Raw genomic sequence first — 22,347 nt, forward strand, 5'->3', positions numbered from 1 at the left:
GTTTATTCTACCCCCAGCATTTTTTTATATCTTGGTGCGACTCTGTCTCTTCGCAGGTGCTCTGCAAGGACGATCGCTTTAATTCTTTCACATGCAAGCTCGACATCGTCGTTTTCAACGACATAGTCATAAGCATCCATCATTTCAATTTCTTCTTTTGCAGCAGCCATTCGGTTACGGATGAGATCCTCAGATTCTGTCCCGCGTGTAATAATGCGGTTTTGAAGTTCTGAAAGACTTGGCGGTGCAAGGAAAATAAAGAGACCTTCTGGGAATGCTTCTCTTACTTGAAGTGCACCTTGCACTTCGATTTCAAGGAAAACATCTTTTCCTTCGCTCAATGTTTGTTCTACATAGTCAACAGGCGTGCCGTAGTAATTCCCAACATACTCTGCCCATTCTAACAGCTTTTTGTTTTCAATCATATGTTCAAATTCTTCCCTGGTTTTAAAGAAATAATCAACACCATTTCTTTCACCTTCACGCGGTTTGCGGGTTGTCACAGAAATAGAGTATTCAAATTTCGTATCTTCCTGGGAGAAAATGGCTTGTCTGACCGTTCCTTTTCCAACTCCCGAAGGTCCAGAGAGAACGATTAAAAGTCCTCTTTCTTTCATAATGGCGTATTACCCCTGCCCTTCATCTATGATTTCTTCTTTTACAGAAAGTCTTTGCGCGACAGTCTCAGGCTGAACGGCAGATAAGATGACATGGTCACTGTCCATAATGACAACAGCACGGGTTCTTCTTCCGTATGTCGCATCAATGAGCATGCCTCGATCTCTTGCGTCTTGTATCATTCGTTTAATCGGTGCTGATTCCGGACTGACGATCGAAATCATCCGATTCGCTGAAATGATGTTTCCAAATCCGATATTGATCAACTTTATGGTCATCTTCTAACGTCCCCCTGTAATATAAACGTCTCTAGTCTCGCCGAAAGAGACGCACTGTAAACAGCATACACAATGACTATTCTATATTTTGCACTTGTTCTTTTATTTTTTCAATAGCGCTTTTCATTTCAACCACGAGCTTTGTTAAATGGTGATGGTTTGCTTTTGATCCAATCGTGTTCACTTCACGGTTGAGCTCCTGTACAAGAAAGTCAAGCTTTCGTCCGGCAGCGCCGCCTTGCGTCAAAATTTGCTGGAACTGCTGAAAATGACTTTTCAGCCTGGTAATCTCTTCTGTAATGTCACAGCGATCCGCAAAGATGGCCGCCTCTGTGGTCAGCCTGCTCTCTTCAAGCGCCTCTCCGATCCATTCTTGCAATCTTTGATTCAATCGTTCTTTGTACTGACTCACAACCTCTGGTGCAAACACTTTGATTTCTTCTGTAAATGCCTCGAGTTCAGACAGCCTGAGTTCACAGTCTTTTTGAAGTGATGTTCCCTCCTGCTCTCTCATGAAGCAAAGCTCCTTGACAGCTTCTTCACAAGTGTCTATCAGCAAATGCTCCAGCTGCTCATTTCGGCTAACTGACTCTTCCACCTGAACAGCCTGTTCCAGCTTCAGTAAGTCATGTGCATGCTGAATACCTGAAATATGATAGCGGTCCTCAAGGTCTTTTGCGGCTTTCATATATTCATCAAGCAGCGGCCAGTCAATCTGTAAAGACCGGCTTGCAAGTTTACCGCCTTCAATCGTAACAAACAGCTCAATTCGACCGCGCTGCACGTGACGAAGAATAATTTTTTTTAATGTATCTTCGAAATATAAAAGCGGCCTCGGCAAACGGGCATGAACCTCTTTAAAACGGTGATTGACCGATTTTAGCTCAACTGACACTGTCAGTTCTCCATCCGTTTTACTCGCTTGGCCGAATCCCGTCATACTGCGTATCATGTGAAAACACCCAATTCTTTCATATTAATAAAATGAAAAAGGTAATAGCAGACACTATTACCTCAAAATTATACCATAACCAATTATTTTTTTCTTGTCAAAAGTGATCCTGCCAGTAAAAAAGTTGGCAATGCAGACATACCGATGATCAGAAGCCAATCAACTGGTGCGACCGCCACCGTTTTGAAAATCGGCTGAAGCGGCGGATAATAAATGACCACAAGCATCAGCAGCAGGGAAGACACAACGGCGCCGATTAAGTACATATTCCCGAATGGATTGCGTTCAAAAATAGACCGTTCACTGCGGCAGTCAAACACATGAATGAGCTGCGCCAAAACGAGTGTGCTGAATGCAACCGTCTGCGCATATTGAAGATTGTTCGGATCACGGTGATACACAAACATAAAGGCTAACAAAGTGGCAATCCCGATCAGAAACCCTCTTGATATGACCTTCCAACCAAGCCCTCTTGCAAAAATCCCCTCTTTCATATTCCGCGGCTTTCTCTTCATGACATCGCCTTCTGGTTTATCCATTCCAAGTGCCATAGCCGGCAAGCCGTCTGTGACAAGGTTTACCCACAAAATTTGAATTGGAACGAGAGGCAATGGAAGCGCAAGAAGCATCGCAAACAGCATGACCAAAATCTCTCCCACATTCGATGCCAGCAAATAGCGGACAAATTTGCGAATGTTTTCATAAATATTCCGGCCCTCTTTAATAGCGGATTTAATGGTCGCAAAGTTGTCATCAAGCAAAATAAGAGAAGAAGCTTCTTTGGCAACGTCTGTTCCGGTAATCCCCATGGATATGCCGATATCCGCCTGTTTAATCGCTGGCGCATCATTCACCCCATCACCTGTCATCGCGACAATATGGCCATTTTTTTGATAGGCCTTCACAATTCTCAGTTTATGCTCAGGTGATACACGGGCAAAGACGTACACATCTTCTGCTGTTTGCTCCAGCTCTTTGTCACTTAGCTGATCCAGAGCTTTTCCATCAAGCACCTTTCCTTGCTTCGGTAAGAGACTTAAATCTTTAGCGATCGCTTTAGCCGTTTCTACGTGATCGCCTGTAATCATCACTGTTTTAATGCCAGCATCCCGGCATTCTTTAATCGCTCGTCTCACTTCAGGACGAGGTGGATCAATCATGCCCTCTAGACCGATAAATGTGAGGCCAGTTTCCGCCTGCTGAACAGAGGTGATTTTTTCTGTCAGGCTTACTTTTTTATATGCAATCGCAATGGTTCTAAGCGCTTGTCTTGCTAAACCTTGAATGGCAGCTTCTGTTTCTTGCCGGTGGGCCTTTGAAAATGAGGCGGTGCGTCCGCCGTGCATCATATGACTTGAACGGTTCATCAGCACATCTGGCGCCCCTTTGGCAATGACATACCGCTCCTTCTGATTCGTTTCCACGACGACTGACATCATTTTTCTTTCAGAGTCAAAAGGGAATTCCTCCACCACACGAAATCCCGCTTCGATGAATTGCTCTGTAAAACCCGCTTTACGCGCAGCGGTTAGAAGTGCTCCTTCTGTCGGATCGCCATCAAGTCTCATCTCTCCGTCTTTTTCAACGATGGTCGATGTATTACAAAGTGCTCCGTATAATAGCACCTTTTGCAGGGCTGGATGTTTGTCTACATGGACAAGTTCTCCGTTTAAGGTAAAATCACCTGACGGCTCGTACCCAGTGCCAGAAATATTCCACGTTTTCCCCTCTGCCCATACATGTGTCACTGTCATTTTATTTTGTGTCATTGTGCCTGTTTTATCTGAGCAAATAATCGAGGCACAGCCAAGTGTTTCCACAGCCGGCAGCTTTCTGACAATGGATTTTTGTTTAATCATCCGCTGCACACCTAGGGAAAGTGCGACAGTGACGATCGCCGGCAGTCCTTCTGGAATCGCAGCAACAGCGAGAGATACACCCGCTAAGAACATATGATACAAATCATGACCTTGCACCACACCAAGAACAACCACAAGCACAGTTAAAAATAATGCAGCAACAATTAAAATTTTCCCCAGCTGCTCAAGGCGTCTTTGCAGCGGTGTTTCCATATTACCTGCTGAATCAAGCATACCGGCAATTTGTCCCATCGCCGTATTCATCCCTGTACCAATGACAACCCCTACACCGCTTCCCCTCGTGACAAGCGTCCCCATAAAGGCCATGTTCGTCAAATCTCCAAGTGAGACATGATCTCGCGAGAGCGGACTCGCATGTTTGACCGCTGGGATGGACTCTCCAGTGAGGGCAGATTCTTCGATTTCCAAACTCTTTGTTTCTAGTAATCTGATATCTGCCCCAATTCGATCCCCACTTGAAAACTTCACAATATCTCCCGGCACGAGGTGCTTCGACGGGATCTTGACCCATTCATTGTTTCTCCTTGCATAGACATGCGGCGTTGATAATTCCTTTAGTGCTTGGAGGGACTTTTCCGCACGGCGTTCCTGATAAAAGCCAAGCACACCATTTATCAGCACAATCGCCACAATCGCCACAGCATCAATGTATTCACCTAAAAAGGCAGAAATAATCGTTGCCGCAAGCAGGATTAACACCATAAAGTCTTTAAATTGCGCTAAAAAAATAACGAATGCCGACGCCTTTTTCCCTTCCTGCAATTCATTTGGCCCATGCTTTTCAAGCCGCTTTTGCACATCTTTTTCTGACAGTCCGTCACCTATCGATGTATTCATTGTTTTTAATAAATCGGTTTGGTTCAGTTCATGCCAATTCATTTGACCTCGTCCACTCCTCTTTTGTTCTCTCTCTTATGCAGTGTTCTATAAGCCAGTTTATTCAGACTCGTCCTAAATCATGCTATAATAATAAGACTGCCTAAAGAACGAGAAAACGTAAGGTTCTTTCAGTAGATTTGTGTGAAAGAAGAGGGTGTATCCAACATGTCATTTGACGGCATTTTTACATACGGTATGACTAATGAATTGCAAGAAACATTAACTGGCGGAAGAATTTCGAAAATACATCAGCCCTACAAGCATGAGCTGATTTTTCATATCCGGTCAAAGGGGAAGAATCATAAGCTGCTTTTATCCGCTCACCCGAGCTATGCAAGAGTACAGCTCACTGAGCACCATGATGATAATCCGAGCGAACCGCCAATGTTTTGTATGCTTCTCAGAAAACATCTTGAGGGTGGGTTCATTGAACGTTTTGAACAAATTGGGTTAGATCGGGTGATCGTGCTGCACGTGCGAAGCCGAAATGAAATTGGCGATGAACAAACCCGTAAGCTGTATATTGAAATTATGGGCAGGCACAGCAACTTAATTCTCGTGGAGGACGAAACGGAACAGATCATTGACGGACTGAAACACCTTTCTCCATCTGTGAACAGCTATCGAACGGTGCTGCCAGGACATCAATATCTTCTGCCGCCGGCACAGCAAAAGCTGAATCCTTTTGACGTGACGAAGGAAGATATTTTAAAGCATTTACGTTTTCAAGAAGGGAAAATTGCCAATCAAATTGTCGATACATTCTCCGGGGTTTCTCCGCTGTTTGCTAAGGAAGCTGTCCACAGGGCCGGTCTTGCCAATCAGGAAACGATTCCAAGTACATTGCTCGAGATGTTCCAGCTCATTCAGGCGCATTCTTTTACCCCTCAGCTCACGAGAAAAGACGGGAAAGAGTATTTTTATTTATTAGAACTTCAGCACGTCGATGGTGACATGAAGACGTTTGATTCTCTTAGTGAGCTACTTGACCGCTTTTATTTCGGAAAAGCTGAAAGAGATAGAGTCAAACAGCAGGCGGCTGACCTTGAACGCTTTGTTGCGAATGAAAAAAAGAAAAATGAAAACAAGCTGAAAAAACTAACAAGAACACTTGAAGAATCTCAAAATGCGCACAAGTACCAGCTTTATGGTGAATTGCTTACTGCCAATATATATGCGATTAAAAAAGGGGATAAAGAAGCGACAGTTATCAATTATTATGATGAAGATGGCGGAGAGATCACGATCCCGCTCAAAACAAACAAAACCCCTTCTGAAAATGCGCAAGCGTATTTTACAAAATACCAAAAGGCAAAAAATGCAGTAGAGGCCGTAAATGAACAAATCAAGCGAACGCATGAAGAAATTGTTTATTTTGACGAGCTGATCCAGCAGCTGTCCTCTGCCTCACCAAAAGATTTAGAGGAAATAAGAGAAGAACTGGTGGAAGGAAAATATTTGCGTCCCAAACAAAAACGCAACGCCAAAAAGAAAAAACCATCGACCATTCAGCTTGAAGCATATGAATCTTCTCAAGGTGTTCCGATTCTCGTTGGAAAAAACAACAAGCAAAACGAATATTTGACCACAAAGGCGGCAGCTCGTGATGAGATTTGGCTGCACACAAAGGATATTCCTGGATCACATGTCGTCATTCGTCACAAAGCACCTGATGAACAAACCTTGCTTGAAGCGGCACAAATTGCTGCCTACTTCTCGAAGGCAAAAGAATCAAGCTCCGTCCCTGTCGATTATACGAAAATCCGGCATGTGAAAAAACCAAACGGAGCAAAACCGGGCTTTGTCACGTATGATCAGCAGCAAACATTATTTGTGACGCCTGATGAGGATGTTGTCCTAAAGCTGAGAAAATAAAAAAGAGCCGATTAAATCTTTGGATGAGATTTTATCGGCTTTTTCTTTGTCGTTTTTTTCTTTCTATATAGAGCTCATCGAGTGCATCTACATCCTCTTGTTCAAGCAAGGTCTCAATGGCCTCAGCCAGCTGTTTAGTGCGGGCTGGGCTTGCACCACTCGTAGATACAGAGATTGTCACTTTTCCTGCCCTTACAACCTTTGGCACAATTACATTGCCTAGCTCTGACTGGCTCACACAGTTGACGAGCTGATGAGGAAGCGCTGATTGCGTCATCCACTCGTTTACTGAAGGGTCGTCTGTAGCAGCGACAATCAAAAATGCATCCTTTACATCTTCCGCATCAACTTTCTTTTTCTTCCAAGTCAGCTGATATGTCTCAATGAGATTCGCCATTTCATCACAAATGTCAGGGCTTACAATGGTTATGCTGCATGGCTCCATGCATAGCGCACTCGTCCTTCTAGTCGCAATCCTTCCACCGCCGGCAATCAGCACATGTTTATTGGTTAGATCAAGATGAACTGGAAGCATGGCTTTCTCCTTGAAAACGAAACGCATCCTCTTTGTTTAAGATGGTTTCCTGCACACGTTCAATATAAGCTGCTTTTACATGGGGATGAAACCCAATATATCGGCAGACACGGACATCTCGCAACCGCTCTCTCGCCTGATTCGCTTCATTCTCAATCTCTTTCATTAAAATGCCAGTAAATAAAAGATAAGGCACGAGATAGACAGGCGTATCGTCATCTACTGTTAACTGTGCTAAGACGTCACGATAATTCGGTTCACACGCTGTAATAAAACACGGAAAAACCTCTGCACAAGGCAACATGCTACGGACATCATCTGCAATGCCAAACACATCCCGCTTTACATCTGGATCAGAGCTTCCACGGCCAATTAAGAGAATTTTTGCGTGCTCTCCCTTGTATCCTGCTTCTTCAATCCTTGCGATAACCGCTTTCGTGACTTCTTGGTTCACGCCTATAGGTCTTCCATATGTCACCTTCACTTGTGGGAAACGTTTTTGTACTTTCACAATCTCATCTGGAATATCTGATTTGGCATGCATGGCAGTTAAAAGGAGGAGCGGGACGATCGCAATGTGGGTTGCTCCTTTTTGTACACAAGTCTCAAACCCTTCTTCGATTGAAGGGTCCGTCAACTCTAAAAAACAAATTTCTTGGATATCTGCTTCCACTAACGGCATACAGCTTTTCATAAAAGAAATGGCTTTATCCTGTGCTTCTTTTACCCTGCTTCCATGCCCAACATAAAGGACAGCTTGTTTCATTTGACTCCTCCTTGCGACCTTAGTTTTATTCAGACGAAAAGACACGATGTCCACACGTGTCTTTTCACCTTTGTTCTCATTTCTCAATCAGTGCTGGTTCAAACCAGTTCAACTTTTGATGAAAGTGAACGACATCTCCTACCACGATTAAACTTGGGTGCTCGATCCCTTCTTTTTCAACCGTTTTAGATAGTGTCGCCACCGTGCAGCAAGTCGTCTTTTGCCTTGTGGTCGTTCCCCAGTGAATAAACGCAGCTGGGGTTTCAGGATTCCGCCCATTTTTCAAAAGCAGCCGCTGGACTCTTTCCACGTTTTTGACGCCCATGTAAATGACAAGGGTATCAATCCCCGTCGCCAGCGCTTCCCACTTTTCTTCAAAATGTTCATCCTTTTGATAATGCCCTGTTACAAACGCAACATTTGAGCTGAATTCTCGGTGCGTGACTGGAATGCCTGCATAAGCAGCGGCTGCAATGCCAGAAGTAATCCCTGGGACAACTTCATATGGAATACCATGCTCAGCTAAGCATTCGATTTCTTCACCGCCACGGCCAAATACAAAGGGATCACCGCCTTTTAGACGAACGACTATGTTCCCTTCCTTCGCATGAGCAACAAGTGCTTCATTAATCGCTTCCTGTCTCATCGTATGATGATTCGGCAGTTTGCCGCAATAGATCAACTCCGCCTCCGGTTTGGCATGGGCAAGAATCTCTTGATTGACAAGACGATCATATAAAATGACATCTGCCTGCTGTATTGCCTTATGGGCCTTTAGCGTAATTAAGTCTGGGTCACCCGGTCCGGCACCAACAATGTATACTTTCCCCATCTTGCTTTCTCCCCCTGCCATCAGGCGATTATTTCGTTTTATTCTTTACATAATCAACAAGGAGCTGTTTTGACTCCTCGCGTGATAATTCACCTGTATCTAGAACGAGCTCAGGCGCAGCTGGCTCTTCGTATGGTGAATCGATTCCCGTGAAAAATGGAATTTCGCCGTTTCTTGCTTTTTTATATAATCCCTTTGGATCACGCTCTTCACACACGTTCAGATCACATTTCACAAACACTTCGTGAAATTCTCCGTCTTCGACTAACTGTCTTACGATTTGGCGGTCTTCTTGAAATGGTGAAATAAAAGCAGTAATAACAATCGTTCCTTGCTCAACAAATAATTTCGCCACTTCACCGATGCGCCGAATGTTCTCTTTTCTGTCGTCATCTGAAAAGCCTAAGTCTTTATTGAGTCCATGGCGTACATTATCGCCGTCAAGAACTGTCACTTGGTACCCCTGTTCAAACAGCTCTCGAGCCGCTGCGTTGGCGATCGTCGATTTACCTGAACCGCTTAGACCTGTCAGCCAAATGATCCCGCTTGTATGGTTGTTTTTCTGTTGATATTCTTTTTTAGTAATAGATGAATCATGCCACACGATATGTTCGTTGCTCATGTCATATCCTCCTTTAAGATACCGTCGTTTTTAATCCTTCGATTAATGTTTCAATGACTTCTTTTCGGCTGAACGTGCTCGGTGGTAATTCACCATTTCTCAGCATCGTTCTAACCTTTGTACCTGAGAGAATGACATGTTCGCTTTTATCATGTGGGCATGTTTTTGGTGTAGCCATGGCTTCACATGTATTGCAGTAAAAGCTGTGTTCAAATTTTAATGGTGTGATCCCAATTTCTTCGCTTGTAAATTGTTCAAATAGCTCCTGCGCTTCGTATGTGCCGTAATAATCACCAACACCTGCATGATCTCTGCCGACAATAAAATGTGTACAGCCATAATTTTTACGCACAAGCGCATGAAAAATCGCTTCCTTTGGTCCAGCATAACGCATGGCAGCAGGAAAAACACCTAAAAAGACGCGGTCTTTCGGGTAATAACCGTTCAGTAACACTTGATAGCTTTTCATTCTTACATCTGCTGGAATATCATCAGATTTTGTTTCACCAACAAGTGGATTTAGAAATAGACCATCCACTGTTTCCAGTGCTGTCTTTTGAATGTATTCATGCGCACGATGGACTGGGTTTCTCGTTTGGAAACCGACAATTGTTTTCCAGCCGTTTTCTTTAAACTGTTTTCTTGTTTCTTCTGGCTCATACGTAAATTGCGGGAAAGGTTTTTCACTGCGTTTTGTCAGTGTAATTTTACCACCAATATACGTGTCACCGCGTTCAAATAATTTTTTCACGCCTGGGTGATTGCGGTCATCTGTTTTATACACATTCACTGCTTCTTTTTCCTTATCAGGTGTGTATTGATCTTCCACCTCAATGACCCCGTATACTGTTCCATTATACGATAAACGAACAATGTCACCTTGATTGATCTCCGCTGCTTGTTCCTTTGTGACAGGCAGAGTAATCGGAAGAGACCAAACGACACCACTTGCTAGTCGCATACTGCTGACAACTGCTTCATAATCAGCTTTCGTTAAAAACCCTTCAATTGGACTATACCCGCCAATTGCGATGAGTTCAAGGTCTGCAAAAGAGATGGCATCCAGCTCAATTTCTTTCGCAGCTGTGCTTAGATCAAATTCTTCATTTACTCGATTAATTAATACGCCACCATGTGGTGTTAAACTCATTTGTTCATCTTCCTCTCAATGTTCATATTTATTAGATGTTAATAGTCGGATTTATATTTAAATCCCGCCGCCCTGTTCATGAATCGAGCTGCTCTCATTTTTAACTGCCTTCATAAGACTCAGTGCACCTAGTGAAGCAAGCAGTACACTCATCATGATAAAGATAGAGTAATAGTCTCCTTTTAAGAAAAGGCTTACCAACAAATAAGATAGACTAAGTGATAAGAAAGGTGACACAACCCATACCTTCAGCATTTTTTTCACAACATGTTTATGAAAAATGTTCGGTCCACCCTTTGCCATACCAAGCCCAATAATGGACGAGGAGGTAATTTGAGTAAGGGGAACAGGGAGTCCGAATATAGAGCTGACGATGACAAGTCCTGCACCGGTGCTCGATAATAGAATGCCTTCACCCGTTTGATAGCGTGTAATTTTCTTTCCGTTTGTTTCTAGTACCCTTCTTCCTAGAAGCAGCGCCCCAATGGCCACAAAGATTCCGCCGTAAAGGGTTCCTTGCCCGACTGATAAAACACCTGACGCGACAAGCGGGCCGACCGCATTGGCGACATTGTTCATGCCGGCTGAAAATGCTTCTAAAAACCCACTGATAATCAAAACAACAGATAAGATCAATGTACCTTTTTTGGATAATGTCCGTTTAGGGAACAATCTGATGATTTTGACAACAGCAAAGGTAAAAACAAAGGCAACAATCGGAATAATCACCCAAAAAGAGACAATGACTAAGATCGATTTCACATATAGCACTTTATATGCGGCTGCCACACCGACCACAGCACCTACTGTGACCTCACTTGTGGATAAAGGAATGGCCAAGAGGTTCGCTATGAAAAGTGATAATGCGGCCGAGCCAATGATGATACACACAATTTCAAGTGTGATGACAGATTCCGGCATAATCCCGGAGCTGATCGTTTTGACGACCTCACCGCCGCCAATCACTGAACCTGCTAATATTCCAACCGCACAAACGCTGAGCGCGTATATTGGCTTTTTGATCGCACCTGAACCATATGCGATGCCCATCGAAGCGGCTGCTCCGCTTGCGCCAATATTTAAAGCAAAGAATAAGCTAAATAAAATTGCGGCGATTTCCATACATTATACTCCCTTACTCATGTAATCCGCACTCAGTCTTTGCTGTCCCTGACCATCTTCCAGAACGCAAATCATCAGCAGTAAATGCCGGCTGTGTACATGGTGCACACCCGATGCTTGGATATCCTTGGTCGTGCAGCGGATTATAAGTAAGATCCTCTCTAGACGCATATCTCCATATGTCCTTCCACGTCCAGTGAATGAGCGGACATACTTTGACTGATTGGAATTTTTCATCCTTATTTAAGAAGTTCGTACCTGCTCGTTTAGGCGACTGCTCTCTTCTTAAACCAGACAGCCATGCCGGATAGCCAGATAGTGCCTCTTGCAATGGAATGACCTTTCTCATATGGCAGCAGCTTTGAGGATTCGTTTCCCATAATTTATCACCATGCTGCTCATTCTGCTCTTCCACCGTCAGCTCAGGTGTTTTCAGCACGATGTCTAAACCAGGATATCTTTCCTTCACTGCATCAATGGTGTCGTATGTTTCCTTGAAATGCAGACCTGTATCTAAAAAGACAATTCTTGCATCTTTTTTTACTTTCGCAATTAGATCGATCAGGACAATGCCCTCAATGCCAAAACTGCATGCATAAACGAGCTGATCACCATAGTGGCCGTACGCCCATTTCAGCACAGATAGGGCCCCTTTATACAAATCGTCCTCTTGAAATGTAATGGACGGCTCTTGCCAATTTTCATAAGTTAACATTGTTTCTCCCCTTCCGGAGTACTGCTTCTATTGCTATTCTCCGCACTACTTTAATCTGATTTTTTCATTTTTTTCCACTTGAATCACTTGACCGTCCTGAACGATCAACGTAATTGAACCGAATTTCATATCCCCAATCAGCTCTTGCATATGCTTTACTAAGTCCTCATCCTGGTTTTGTTTCAGTTCCATCTCCTCTTCCTCCTCACCGTTAAAATAAAAAAACTTTCTTTCAGTCCGAAAGAAAGATGAGGAAGCTCACGATTTCCTTATCTTTCAAAATAGAATCATTTTGCAGGAAGTAGCACCTTGCAAATCGCAGGTTGCCGGGCTTCATCGGGCCAGTCCCTCCACCTCTCTGGATAAGAGTTTTAATTTGTATTAAATATTAACACAATTCAAACAAAAGTCAACCCGACTTTATTGATAGGATTAGTTTTTATTTAAATTTGAGTCTATTTTACTATTTTTAACCAAATAAAAAACTGTGCAGCGCAGCACAGCTTTTTTAAAAAAGGACAAGCTTTTTAGACCGTTTCTTCCATCCAAGATTCAGACGAAGGATCCTGTCTCCAGCGTTTTAGTTTATTCATAGCAGAGGGCTCAATTGCTTTTAGCTCAAGTGCCACTTCTGTCAGTGTGTCATAGTCTGTCAGCGTGACATAGGGAATGTTTTTCTCTTGAAAAGCCGCAGTTGCTTTTGGCAGTCCATAAGTGAAGATCGCAACAACTCCGAGTACGTCACAGCCTTCTTCTTCTAGAGCAGCCACAACTTCAAGAACGCTGCCTCCAGTTGAGATGAGGTCTTCTACGACAACCACCTTTTGTCCAGGTGATACGGCTCCTTCAATTTGATTTCCTTTTCCGTGTGCTTTTGGTTTACTTCTTACATAACACATCGGTACGTTCAGACGATCAGCTGCTAATGCCGCATGAGGAATGCCAGCTGTAGCTGTACCTGCGACAACTTCCGCTCCTTCAAAATGAGTGAGAATCAAGTCTTTTAAACCTTCCGCAATGTCTCCTCTGACCTCAGGATAAGACAAGGTGAGGCGATTGTCACAGTAAATCGGTGATTTGATACCGCTCGCCCATGTAAATGGTTCGTCTGGTTTTAAAGAGACAGCTTTGATTTGTAATAAATGCTTCGCGATTTTCGTTTTCATCCGGCAGTCACTCCCACTCTTTCAAAATTTGTTGATAAGCTTCCACTGGGTTTGTGGCTTTTGTGATCGATCTTCCCACAACAATCTGTGAAACACCCTGCTCTTTGGCAAAGGCAGGTGTCGCCACACGCTTTTGGTCATCCGTTTGATCATTTGGTAAGCGAATTCCTGGCGTCACAGTGAGAAAGGAAGGAGAGATTTGTTCATGAAGCTGTTTTGATTCATGAACAGAGCACACCACACCATCAAGTCCACTTTCATATGCCAATTGTCCATAATGAAGCACAGCCTCTTGCAACGGGCGGTTAATTAGTAATTCTTTTTTCATCATATCTTCTGACGTGCTTGTCAGCTGGGTCACTGCAATAATACCCGGGCGATTTTGGCCGGCAGGGGTTCCGCTTTCAAGCCCCTCTAAAGCCGCCTGCATCATCCTTTTCCCGCCGGCTGCATGCACATTCACCAAATCAACACCAAGTGCAGCAAGCCTGTTCATCGCTTTTTGCACAGTTGTTGGAATGTCATGAAGCTTCAGATCAAGGAAAATACGGCAATTTTTTTCTTTCAGTGCGTCAATAATGGCAGGACCTTCTTGGTAAAACAGCTCCATGCCGACCTTTACGAATAATGGAGTGCCTTCAAAACGATCTATAAAGGCGTGCGCCTCCTGTCCTGATGGAAAATCAAGCGCGATGATGGGCAAGTGCTTCATGTTTCCAGCTCCTTCCGATGCATTCCTCTACAGATGAATACCCATAAGCCGCTAACACATTCGGCAGTTCATCAATGATTTCCGGGCAAATAAATGGGTTCACAAAATTGGCTGTCCCAACAGCTACCGCACTTGCGCCAGCTAGTAAAAATTCAAGTACATCTTCAGCGCTTTGCACGCCGCCCATCCCAATAATCGGAATAGAAACGGCCTGACTGACCTCATGCACCATTCGGATGGCAACAGGTTTTACAGCAGGACCTGATAATCCACCTGTTTTATTGGCAAGAATGGGTTTGCCTGTTTTTAAATCTAAACGCATCCCAATCAAGGTATTGATCATGGTGAGTCCATCCGCTCCAGCCGATTCAATCGCTTTAGCAATCTCAACGATATTGGCTACATTAGGTGACAGTTTCACATAAACAGGAACGGAGGAAACTTCCTTAACGGCTTTTGTCAATGTAGCCGCCATTTCTGGATCGGTCCCAAAGGCAATTCCGCCTGTTTTCACATTCGGACACGAGATATTCAGTTCAAGGGCATGAACATTGCTTGCTTGACTAATTTGCTTTGCTACTTCAACATAATCATCAACTTGTGATCCAGCAACATTGGCAATAATAGGGGTATCGAACTGCTCAAGCCAAGGTAATTCATGTTCAAGCACGCCTTTTAGACCTGGATTTTGGAGACCAATCGCATTCAGCATACCGGCTCCTGTCTCAGCTACCCTAGGTGTCGGGTTGCCAAATCTCGGTTCAAGGGTCGTGGCTTTAATCATGATGCCGCCCAGCAAGGAAAGGTCATATAATGATGCGAATTCTTTTCCAAATCCAAAACAGCCTGATGCAGGAATGATTGGATTTTTTAAAGATAAGCCGGGTAATTCGATGTTTAGCATGATAGCGCCACCTCCTCCGCTTTAAAAACAGGTCCATCCAGACAAACTTTAACGTACGGTTTCTCGTGCTGATCGGTATGACAGACACAAGCAAAGCATGCACCGATTCCGCAGCCCATTCGTTCTTCCATTGAAATATAGACAGGCTTATCGGGATAAGAGTCTTTTAGTGCTTTTAACATAGGTGTCGGTCCACAGGAAAGCAAGACATCAAAGTCCAGCTCATTCTCTTCAATGACATTTGTCACGAAACCTTTCGAACCATATGTCCCATCAACGGTTGCGATAAACGTATCTCCGAGTGCTTGAAACTTCTCCTCATAAAATACATCCTTTTTCGATTGAAAACCGAGAACATGTTTTACGATGACGCCTTTTTTCGTTAACCGCTTAGACAGTTCATATAACGGAGGCACACCGATTCCTCCACCGACTAATAATGCAGTCTGTCCGGCCTGAACGACTGAAGGGTCATAGCCGTTTCCAAGCGGTCCTAACACATCGACTGACTCTCCCGCCCGCTTTTGGGAAAGGAGCTTTGTGCCCTCTCCCTCTGCGCGGTAAATGATGGTTGCTTCTTGCTTTTCGGCATGAATGTTGGCAATACTGATCGGTCTTCTCAGCAGCGGTGTCATGGATTCACTGACCTTTATATGAAGAAACTGTCCAGCTGTTTGAAAGGATTCAACAAGATCACCCTTTAATGTCATTTCGTAAATATGATCAGCGATCTCTCGGTTTGAGACGACCGTCAAGTATGCTTTTTTCATATCGTTACTGTCACCTCAGCATTCGTTTTCACTTCTGGCATTTCATCTGCTCTAAATGTCATGCTCTCTAGCACTCTTAAAATCGCTTCTGCTGTATCTAGTGACGTTAAGCAAGCGACACCATTTTCAACAGATTCACGTCTAATTCTAAAGCCGTCTCTTGCCGGCTGTTTTCCTTTTGTTAAGGTGTTGATGACAAATTGGGCTTCACCATTTCGAATGACATCCAGCAGATTCTTTCCTTCTTCTCCTATTTTGCCGACAACACTTGATGGAATGGAAGCTTGTTTTAAGTAATTCGCTGTTCCTTCTGTTGCTAAAATATGATAGCCGATGGAATGGAATCTTCTTGCAATCTCAAGTCCTTCTTCTTTATCTTTATCAGCCACTGTCAGGAGAACCGTTCCGTCTTTTGGAATTTGAATGCCTGATGCAATCAATCCTTTGTAGAGGGCTTTTTCGATTGTGACATCTTTCCCCATGACTTCACCTGTTGATTTCATTTCAGGCCCTAGTGTAATATCTACTCTTCTTAGTTTTGCAAAAGAGAAGACTGGAACTTTAACATATACGCCTTCTTGCTCAACATGAAGCCCTTCTTGGTAGCCATAGTTTTTCAGTTTTTCTCCTAAAATAACCTTTGTAGCTAAGTTCGCCATTGGAATGCCTGTAATTTTACTTAAGAATGGGACAGTCCGGCTTGAGCGCGGATTCACTTCAAGTACGTACACTTCTCCTTTTGATAGAACAAATTGAATGTTCAAAAGCCCAATGATGTTAAGGCCTTTTGCGAGTTTAATCGTGTATTCTGCGATCTTCGCTTTGATGTCCTCTGACAAAGTTTGCGGCGGGTAGACCGCAATGGAGTCTCCAGAGTGAACGCCGGCTCTTTCAATGTGTTCCATAATGCCCGGTATGACAACCGTTTCTCCGTCAGACACAGCATCTACTTCAATTTCTTTTCCTGTCAAATACTTGTCAATGAGCACTGGGTGCTGCGGATTGACTTTCACCGCATTCTCCATGTAGTGAAGGAGCTCAGCTTCTTGATACACAATTTCCATTGCACGGCCGCCTAATACATAGGAAGGACGGACAAGCACGGGGTAACCGATTTGATTCGCAATCGCTACTGCCTCTTGCACAGACGTTGCTGTCTTACCTTTTGGCTGCGGCACGCCGAGAGTTTCTAATGTTTGTTCAAACTTGTCACGGTTTTCCGCGCGGTCAAGGTCTTCAAGCGATGTTCCAAGTATCTTAACCCCTCTATTTGATAATTCATCTGCTAAGTTAATCGCTGTTTGTCCGCCAAACTGAACAACGACACCTTCTGGTTGTTCAAGGTCGATGATGTGCATCACATCTTCTACAGTGAGTGGTTCAAAGTAGAGCTTATCTGAAATACTAAAGTCTGTTGAGACGGTTTCAGGGTTGTTGTTAATAATAATGGCTTCATAGCCTGCTTGTTTGATTGCCCACACTGAATGAACGGTCGCATAATCAAATTCAACCCCTTGTCCGATTCTGATTGGACCTGAGCCTAGCACGATGACACTTTTCTTATCTGTTCGTTCGGATTCATTTTCATCTTCATATGTGCTGTAGAAATACGGTGTTTCTGATTCAAATTCTGCCGCACATGTGTCCACCATCTTATACACAGGAACGATGCCTGCTTCTGTTCTTAGGTTATAGACATCTGCCTCATTCATATTCCATTCGCGGCTAATATAAATATCTGAGAAACCTTTTTCTTTCGCTTCTTTTAAAACGTCTACATTGCCTTTGTTTTCTTTTAGTGTCTTTTCAAATGCGATGATGCCTTCCAGCTTATGAAGGAAGAAATAATCAATTTTCGAGAATTCATGAATCTGTTCGACGGTATAGCCTCTTCTTAGCGCCTCAGCGATATAAAACAGACGCTCATCTCCTGCTTTGATAATCCGCTTTTCGAGCACTTCGTTCGTAATGTCCGCTTCGTCTTTTAATTCAATGTGATGCACATCCGCTTCAAGTGAACGAACAGCCTTTAAAAGAGACTCTTCTAATGTACGGCCGATCGCCATGACCTCACCCGTTGCTTTCATTTGTGTTCCAAGTCGTCTGTTGGCAGATTCAAATTTATCGAACGGCCAGCGCGGGATTTTTGAAACGATATAGTCGAGTGCTGGTTCGAACGCTGCATATGTTTTACCTGTGACTGGGTTCATCATTTCATCAAGTGTTAGGCCAACTGCGATTTTCGCTGCAAGTTTTGCAATTGGATATCCAGTTGCTTTAGACGCAAGAGCAGAAGAACGACTCACGCGCGGGTTTACTTCGATAATATAGTATTGGAAGCTGTCTGGATCAATCGCCAGCTGTACGTTACATCCGCCTTCAATGCCAAGTGCACGAATCAGCTTGAGTGACACATTACGAAGCAGCTGATATTCACGATCACTTAGCGTTTGACTTGGTGCCACAACGATACTGTCACCTGTGTGGATGCCGACAGGATCAAAGTTTTCCATGTTACAAACCACAATGGCATGATCTCCGCTGTCACGCATGACCTCATATTCAATTTCTTTAAAGCCTGCGATACTTTTTTCAAGCAAGCATTGTGTCACCGGACTTAACTTCAGTCCATTCTCGACGATTTCTTTTAATTCTTGCTCATTTGTACAAATTCCGCCGCCTGTTCCGCCTAGTGTATAGGCTGGTCTAACAATGACCGGGAAACCGATTTGATCTGTGAATGCCATCGCTTCTTCAAGGTTATGGATGATTTCACTTTCTGGTACAGGTTCATTTAATTCATTCATTAGATTACGGAATAAATCTCTGTCCTCTGCTTTTTGAATAGCTGACAGCTTGGTGCCTAGTACTTCAACACCGCATTCAGCGAGTACACCAAGATCTGATAACTCAACAGCAAGGTTCAATCCAGTTTGTCCGCCAAGTGTCGGCAGAATCGCATCAGGACGTTCTTTTCGAATGATTCGTGTTAAAAATTCTGGTGTCAGTGGTTCGATGTATACCTTATCGGCCATTTCTGTATCTGTCATGATCGTCGCCGGGTTAGAGTTCACAAGAACGACTTCATAGCCCTCTTCTTTTAGCGCTAAGCAAGCCTGTGTGCCTGCATAGTCAAACTCCGCTGCCTGACCGATGATGATTGGACCTGAACCGATCACTAAAATCTTTTTGATATCTACGCGTTTTGGCATACTTCTTCCCCTTCTTTCTCAGTTGTATGAATCATGTCCATGAACTCGTCGAATAAGTAGTTCGCATCTTCTGGACCCGGTGATGCTTCTGGGTGATACTGGACAGTGAATGCTGGTGCTTCTTTATGTTTTAATCCTTCAATGGTATTGTCATTTAGCGCAATATGTGTGACTTCAAGCACGTCTTCATTAATGGCGCTAACCGTGTAACCGTGGTTTTGAGACGTCAAGGTTACCTTGCCAGTTGCTAGTTCTTTGACTGGATGATTGGATCCTCTATGCCCAAATTTCATTTTTTCTGTACTTGCGCCGCACGCAAGCGCGAATAACTGGTGTCCCAGGCAGATACCAAAGAGTGGTACCTTTCCAATCAGCTGCTGAATCATTTCAACTGCTTCTGGCACATCGACTGGATCCCCAGGTCCGTTTGAAAGCATGATGCCATCTGGTTTTAACTGTAATACTTCATCTGCCGTGATATTGTATGGCACCACAATGACATCACAATCTCGCTTATTGAGCTCGCGCAAAATGCCGTGCTTCATGCCGAAATCGACAAGCACAATTCTTTTGCCTCTTCCTGGGCTTGGATACGCATTTTTCACAGATACTTGGCTTACTTGATCTGTTGGTAGCTGCATCGTTTGAAGGCGGCTTACAACGTCTTCTACTTGTTCATCCGGTCCTGCAAAAGCTCCTCTTAATGTACCTGCACTTCGGATCATGCGCGTGAGCTTGCGTGTATCAATGCCGCTAAGACCCGGGATATTTTTCATTTTTAAATACTCATCAAGTGAGTATGAAGAGCGCCAGTTTGAAGGCTTTTCACAAAGCTCTTTCACGATCAGCCCTTTCACAAACGGTGTGATCGATTCAAAATCATCACGGTTAATGCCGTAGTTGCCGATCAGCGGGTAAGTGAGTGTGACAATTTGTCCGCAGTACGACGGGTCAGACAAAATCTCTTGATAGCCTGTCATCCCTGTGTTAAAGACGACTTCTCCGACTGACGGTTCTAAGCTGCCAAAGCCTGTTCCTTCGAATACTGTTCCGTTTTCTAGCACTAAGCGTCTCTTCATTTTACTAGTCTCCCCTCTTCATAAACGACTTTCCCAGATGCAAGTGTCATGACCGGCCATCCTGATACAGTCAATTTGTCAAACGGTGTATTTTGTCCTTTAGATAAGAAGCTTTTTTTGTCAATTGCCATTTCTTTGTTTAAATCAATCAGTGTGATATCAGCGATTTGACCTTCTTCCAGCTTTCCGTATGGAAGAGCAAAGGCTTCTGCTGGTTTGATGGTCATATAATCAACAAGTTCTTTTAATGTCCATTCCCCTGTTTTCACAAAACGTGTGTACAGAAGCGGGAACGCTGTTTCAAGTCCGACAATCCCAAAAGGTGCCCTCTGCATCGTTTCGTTCTTTTCTTCTTCTGTATGCGGTGCATGGTCTGTGGCGATAAAATCAATCGTGCCATCTAAAAGCCCCTCGATCAGTGCCTCGCGATCTTCTGCTCCTCTGAGCGGCGGATTCATTTTATAGTTTGTGTCAAGACCTGGAATGTCTGCATCACATAAGAGCAGGTGATGTGGCGAGACCTCAGCTGTCACACGAATGCCTGCTTTTTTTGCATCGCGTACCACTCGGACGGATTCCTTTGTGCTGATATGGCATACATGATAATGACAATTCGCTGCTTCTGCTAAGAGGACATCTCTTGCAATATGCACCGATTCACAAATTGACGGTATCCCGTTTAACCCATTTGCTTTTGAAAAGTCTCCTTCATGAACGCATCCTCCATAAATGAGTGAGTTATCTTCACAGTGCGCCACTATGGCTTGATCAAGGCTTGCTGCCTTTTTCATTGCTTCGTACATCATGCCTGCGGTTTGAATACCAACACCGTCATCCGTAAAGGCAAATGCGCCCGCTTCTTTTAACGCTGCAAAGTCTGTCATCTCTTCGCCAATTTGTCTCGTCGTGATGGAAGCGTATGGCAGTACTCTTACAGAGGAGGTCTCGTTGATTCGATTCATCAGCCATTCCATTTGTTCTTTTGTATCTGGAACTGGCCGTGTATTTGGCATCGCTGCAATGGTCGTATACCCGCCTCTTGCTGCTGCCTTAGAACCTGTTTCAATGGTTTCTTTTTTCTCGCCGCCTGGCTCTCTTAAATGCACATGCAGATCAATCAAACCTGGTGATACAAATAGCCCTGCTGCATCAATGACTTCTTCTCCGTCTTCTCTTTCTAAATGACCCATTGCTTGAATCACTTTTCCTTCTACCCTAATATCCTGCTGCACTCTTTCCCCTGTGCTTGTTAAGATAAAACCGTTTTTAATGAGATATGACATAGACAGAATCTCTCCCTTTTTGATGTAGTCTGCTATTTTGAAAAGCCCTTTTTAACACAGCCATTCGGATATACACACCATTTTCCATTTGTTTGAAAATCCTTGACTGTTTTGACTCTACTAATGAATCATCTATTTCAACACCTCTATTTACTGGTGCTGGATGCATAATAATCGCTCTTTCTTTCATTTTGCTTGCCCTGTCTACTGTTAATCCATAAGTCGATAAGTAACCCTCGTTGCCCATCTTTTCTGAGTGTCTTTCATGCTGAATTCTCAGCAGCATCACCACGTCAGACCGCTTCATGGCTTCGTCCACCTCGACATACGTTCCATGAGGATTTTGTTCATCTTGGAAGGAAGCTGGTCCTGAAAAGAGCACTGTCGCTCCTAGTCTTGCGAGGACTTCAGCATTGGACCTTGCCACCCTGCTATGTTTGATATCACCATGAATCGAGATGGTTAAGCCTTCAAAACCGCCAAACTCTTCGAAGATCGTCATCAAATCCAGCAATGATTGGGTAGGGTGCTGACCGCAGCCATCTCCCGCATTAATGATTGGAATCCCGACCTTCCCAATCAGCTCTTTGTAATATTCGTCTGTACTGTCTCTGATGACACATGCCTTCACTCCGATGGATTCAAGTGTTTTCACTGTATCGTAAAGGGTCTCTCCCTTTTGAACAGAGGTACTTGCTGCGTCTAGGTTCAGCACATTCATTCCAAGTTTTTTCTCTGCCACCTCAAAGCTAAAACGCGTTCTTGTACTTGGTTCAAAGAAGAGGTTCGCTACAAATTCACCTGCTAAACCATGTTCCTGTTTCCCTTTTTTCAATGCACATGCTTCTTCAATCAGCTGTAAAATTTCTTCCTTTGACAAGCTGCTCATTGTCGATAAATCATTCATTTTTTCTGCCCCCTCTAGTTTTTCATCACTTTCAGGTTCAAAAAAACCCTAAGCCTCGGCAGCTTAGGGTTCTCCAAAAGAAGCAGGGGT

Annotated in this window: 21 protein-coding genes and 1 riboswitch; of the genes, 1 reads left to right on the forward strand and 20 read right to left on the reverse strand. The window is 43.8% G+C overall.

Translation table 11 applies throughout. From position 1 onward, the window contains the following. Nucleotides 1-2: 2 nt before the first annotated feature. The 4 genes from gmk to EBQ12_RS01685 form a co-directional block, all read right to left on the reverse strand. A complete protein-coding gene (gene gmk, locus EBQ12_RS01670; protein ID WP_007499680.1) occupies nucleotides 3-617 on the reverse strand; it encodes a guanylate kinase in 615 nt (204 codons plus the stop codon). Nucleotides 618-626: 9 nt separating this feature from the next. Then, on the reverse strand, nucleotides 627-896 hold the full coding sequence (gene remA / locus EBQ12_RS01675; RefSeq protein ID WP_008344898.1) for an extracellular matrix/biofilm regulator RemA: 270 nt from the start codon (nucleotides 894-896) through the stop codon (nucleotides 627-629). Nucleotides 897-972: 76 nt separating this feature from the next. After that, nucleotides 973-1,848: a YicC/YloC family endoribonuclease gene (locus EBQ12_RS01680; RefSeq protein WP_007499682.1), complete on the reverse strand. Its 876-nt coding sequence runs from the start codon at nucleotides 1,846-1,848 to the stop codon at nucleotides 973-975. Between the two features lie 83 nt (nucleotides 1,849-1,931). Beyond that, a complete protein-coding gene (locus EBQ12_RS01685; protein WP_125588894.1) occupies nucleotides 1,932-4,607 on the reverse strand; it encodes a calcium-translocating P-type ATPase, SERCA-type in 2,676 nt (891 codons plus the stop codon). Between the two features lie 165 nt (nucleotides 4,608-4,772). Here EBQ12_RS01685 and EBQ12_RS01690 point away from each other — a divergent pair, with 165 nt between their 5' ends. Then, nucleotides 4,773-6,482: an Rqc2 family fibronectin-binding protein gene (locus EBQ12_RS01690; RefSeq protein ID WP_125588896.1), complete on the forward strand. Its 1,710-nt coding sequence runs from the start codon at nucleotides 4,773-4,775 to the stop codon at nucleotides 6,480-6,482. A 31-nt stretch (nucleotides 6,483-6,513) separates the two neighbouring features. On the opposite strand, the gene EBQ12_RS01695 is transcribed toward EBQ12_RS01690, so the two are convergent. The 16 genes from EBQ12_RS01695 to EBQ12_RS01770 all read right to left on the reverse strand — a co-directional run bounded on the left by EBQ12_RS01695 (nucleotide 6,514) and on the right by EBQ12_RS01770 (nucleotide 22,257). Then, nucleotides 6,514-7,017 carry a precorrin-2 dehydrogenase/sirohydrochlorin ferrochelatase family protein gene (locus tag EBQ12_RS01695; protein WP_125588898.1) on the reverse strand — a complete coding sequence of 168 codons (504 nt, stop codon included), beginning with the start codon at nucleotides 7,015-7,017 and terminating at the stop codon, nucleotides 6,514-6,516. Continuing rightward, entirely contained in the window at nucleotides 6,998-7,783 is a 786-nt protein-coding gene (locus EBQ12_RS01700) for a sirohydrochlorin chelatase (protein ID WP_125588900.1), read from the reverse strand. Before EBQ12_RS01700 ends, EBQ12_RS01695 begins: the two co-directional genes overlap by 20 nt. Before the next feature lie 76 nt (nucleotides 7,784-7,859). Continuing rightward, nucleotides 7,860-8,615: a uroporphyrinogen-III C-methyltransferase gene (cobA, locus tag EBQ12_RS01705; protein WP_024720329.1), complete on the reverse strand. Its 756-nt coding sequence runs from the start codon at nucleotides 8,613-8,615 to the stop codon at nucleotides 7,860-7,862. 28 nt (nucleotides 8,616-8,643) lie between these two features. Then, nucleotides 8,644-9,237: an adenylyl-sulfate kinase gene (gene cysC, locus EBQ12_RS01710; protein ID WP_125588901.1), complete on the reverse strand. Its 594-nt coding sequence runs from the start codon at nucleotides 9,235-9,237 to the stop codon at nucleotides 8,644-8,646. Between the two features lie 13 nt (nucleotides 9,238-9,250). Continuing rightward, complete coding sequence (gene sat, locus EBQ12_RS01715; RefSeq protein ID WP_125588903.1) at nucleotides 9,251-10,387, reverse strand: sulfate adenylyltransferase; 1,137 nt, start codon at nucleotides 10,385-10,387, stop codon at nucleotides 9,251-9,253. 57 nt (nucleotides 10,388-10,444) lie between these two features. Next, nucleotides 10,445-11,509 (reverse strand): inorganic phosphate transporter, encoded by a 1,065-nt coding sequence (locus EBQ12_RS01720; protein ID WP_008344915.1) that lies wholly within the window; start codon nucleotides 11,507-11,509, stop codon nucleotides 10,445-10,447. Between the two features lie 13 nt (nucleotides 11,510-11,522). Then, the gene (locus EBQ12_RS01725; RefSeq protein WP_008344917.1) at nucleotides 11,523-12,224 is read right to left on the reverse strand and encodes a phosphoadenylyl-sulfate reductase; all 702 of its coding nucleotides are present in this window, start codon (nucleotides 12,222-12,224) and stop codon (nucleotides 11,523-11,525) included. 45 nt (nucleotides 12,225-12,269) lie between these two features. Then, nucleotides 12,270-12,416, reverse strand: a complete 147-nt coding sequence (locus EBQ12_RS01730) for a YezD family protein (RefSeq protein WP_008344920.1) — start codon at nucleotides 12,414-12,416, stop codon at nucleotides 12,270-12,272. A gap of 74 nt (nucleotides 12,417-12,490) precedes the next feature. Then, a riboswitch (SAM riboswitch) is annotated at nucleotides 12,491-12,593 on the reverse strand. A gap of 158 nt (nucleotides 12,594-12,751) precedes the next feature. After that, on the reverse strand, nucleotides 12,752-13,390 hold the full coding sequence (gene pyrE / locus EBQ12_RS01735; protein WP_035700698.1) for an orotate phosphoribosyltransferase: 639 nt from the start codon (nucleotides 13,388-13,390) through the stop codon (nucleotides 12,752-12,754). A 7-nt stretch (nucleotides 13,391-13,397) separates the two neighbouring features. Continuing rightward, nucleotides 13,398-14,102, reverse strand: coding sequence for an orotidine-5'-phosphate decarboxylase (pyrF, locus tag EBQ12_RS01740; protein ID WP_007499705.1), 705 nt, complete (start codon nucleotides 14,100-14,102; stop codon nucleotides 13,398-13,400). After that, nucleotides 14,074-15,006, reverse strand: coding sequence for a dihydroorotate dehydrogenase (locus EBQ12_RS01745; RefSeq protein WP_017359348.1), 933 nt, complete (start codon nucleotides 15,004-15,006; stop codon nucleotides 14,074-14,076). The genes pyrF and EBQ12_RS01745 overlap by 29 nt, the downstream gene beginning before the upstream one ends. Next, on the reverse strand, nucleotides 15,000-15,776 hold the full coding sequence (locus tag EBQ12_RS01750; RefSeq protein WP_007499709.1) for a dihydroorotate dehydrogenase electron transfer subunit: 777 nt from the start codon (nucleotides 15,774-15,776) through the stop codon (nucleotides 15,000-15,002). Before EBQ12_RS01750 ends, EBQ12_RS01745 begins: the two co-directional genes overlap by 7 nt. Next, nucleotides 15,773-18,988, reverse strand: a complete 3,216-nt coding sequence (gene carB / locus EBQ12_RS01755; RefSeq protein WP_050827245.1) for a carbamoyl-phosphate synthase (glutamine-hydrolyzing) large subunit — start codon at nucleotides 18,986-18,988, stop codon at nucleotides 15,773-15,775. Before carB ends, EBQ12_RS01750 begins: the two co-directional genes overlap by 4 nt. Beyond that, a complete protein-coding gene (locus tag EBQ12_RS01760; RefSeq protein WP_019743288.1) occupies nucleotides 18,973-20,067 on the reverse strand; it encodes a carbamoyl phosphate synthase small subunit in 1,095 nt (364 codons plus the stop codon). Before EBQ12_RS01760 ends, carB begins: the two co-directional genes overlap by 16 nt. Then, nucleotides 20,064-21,350, reverse strand: coding sequence for a dihydroorotase (locus tag EBQ12_RS01765; RefSeq protein ID WP_125588905.1), 1,287 nt, complete (start codon nucleotides 21,348-21,350; stop codon nucleotides 20,064-20,066). Before EBQ12_RS01765 ends, EBQ12_RS01760 begins: the two co-directional genes overlap by 4 nt. Next, a complete protein-coding gene (locus tag EBQ12_RS01770; RefSeq protein ID WP_017367206.1) occupies nucleotides 21,334-22,257 on the reverse strand; it encodes an aspartate carbamoyltransferase catalytic subunit in 924 nt (307 codons plus the stop codon). The genes EBQ12_RS01765 and EBQ12_RS01770 overlap by 17 nt, the downstream gene beginning before the upstream one ends. Nucleotides 22,258-22,347: the final 90 nt, after the last annotated feature.

The sequence above is a fragment of the Bacillus sp. 2B09 genome (assembly GCF_003946835.1).
Classification (GTDB): Bacteria; Bacillota; Bacilli; order Bacillales; family Bacillaceae; genus Bacillus; species Bacillus altitudinis.

Bases quoted from the DNA above. Each gene is read 5' to 3' on its own strand.
- EBQ12_RS01770 (WP_017367206.1), bottom strand. From the start codon at position 22,257: ATGAATGATTTATCGACAATGAGCAGCTTGTCAAAGGAAGAAATTTTA.
- EBQ12_RS01700 (WP_125588900.1), bottom strand. From the start codon at position 7,783: ATGAAACAAGCTGTCCTTTATGTTGGGCATGGAAGCAGGGTAAAAGAA.
- EBQ12_RS01720 (WP_008344915.1), bottom strand. From the start codon at position 11,509: ATGGAAATCGCCGCAATTTTATTTAGCTTATTCTTTGCTTTAAATATT.
- EBQ12_RS01760 (WP_019743288.1), bottom strand. From the start codon at position 20,067: ATGAAGAGACGCTTAGTGCTAGAAAACGGAACAGTATTCGAAGGAACA.
- EBQ12_RS01695 (WP_125588898.1), bottom strand. From the start codon at position 7,017: ATGCTTCCAGTTCATCTTGATCTAACCAATAAACATGTGCTGATTGCC.
- pyrF (WP_007499705.1), bottom strand. From the start codon at position 14,102: ATGAAGCACTTGCCCATCATCGCGCTTGATTTTCCATCAGGACAGGAG.
- sat (WP_125588903.1), bottom strand. From the start codon at position 10,387: ATGAGTTTAACACCACATGGTGGCGTATTAATTAATCGAGTAAATGAA.
- remA (WP_008344898.1), bottom strand. From the start codon at position 896: ATGACCATAAAGTTGATCAATATCGGATTTGGAAACATCATTTCAGCG.
- EBQ12_RS01685 (WP_125588894.1), bottom strand. From the start codon at position 4,607: ATGAATTGGCATGAACTGAACCAAACCGATTTATTAAAAACAATGAAT.
- cobA (WP_024720329.1), bottom strand. From the start codon at position 8,615: ATGGGGAAAGTATACATTGTTGGTGCCGGACCGGGTGACCCAGACTTA.
- cysC (WP_125588901.1), bottom strand. From the start codon at position 9,237: ATGAGCAACGAACATATCGTGTGGCATGATTCATCTATTACTAAAAAA.
- EBQ12_RS01680 (WP_007499682.1), bottom strand. From the start codon at position 1,848: ATGATACGCAGTATGACGGGATTCGGCCAAGCGAGTAAAACGGATGGA.
- EBQ12_RS01745 (WP_017359348.1), bottom strand. From the start codon at position 15,006: ATGCTAAACATCGAATTACCCGGCTTATCTTTAAAAAATCCAATCATT.
- EBQ12_RS01690 (WP_125588896.1), top strand. From the start codon at position 4,773: ATGTCATTTGACGGCATTTTTACATACGGTATGACTAATGAATTGCAA.
- EBQ12_RS01730 (WP_008344920.1), bottom strand. From the start codon at position 12,416: ATGGAACTGAAACAAAACCAGGATGAGGACTTAGTAAAGCATATGCAA.
- carB (WP_050827245.1), bottom strand. From the start codon at position 18,988: ATGCCAAAACGCGTAGATATCAAAAAGATTTTAGTGATCGGTTCAGGT.
- EBQ12_RS01725 (WP_008344917.1), bottom strand. From the start codon at position 12,224: ATGTTAACTTATGAAAATTGGCAAGAGCCGTCCATTACATTTCAAGAG.
- EBQ12_RS01765 (WP_125588905.1), bottom strand. From the start codon at position 21,350: ATGTCATATCTCATTAAAAACGGTTTTATCTTAACAAGCACAGGGGAA.
- EBQ12_RS01750 (WP_007499709.1), bottom strand. From the start codon at position 15,776: ATGAAAAAAGCATACTTGACGGTCGTCTCAAACCGAGAGATCGCTGAT.
- pyrE (WP_035700698.1), bottom strand. From the start codon at position 13,390: ATGAAAACGAAAATCGCGAAGCATTTATTACAAATCAAAGCTGTCTCT.
- gmk (WP_007499680.1), bottom strand. From the start codon at position 617: ATGAAAGAAAGAGGACTTTTAATCGTTCTCTCTGGACCTTCGGGAGTT.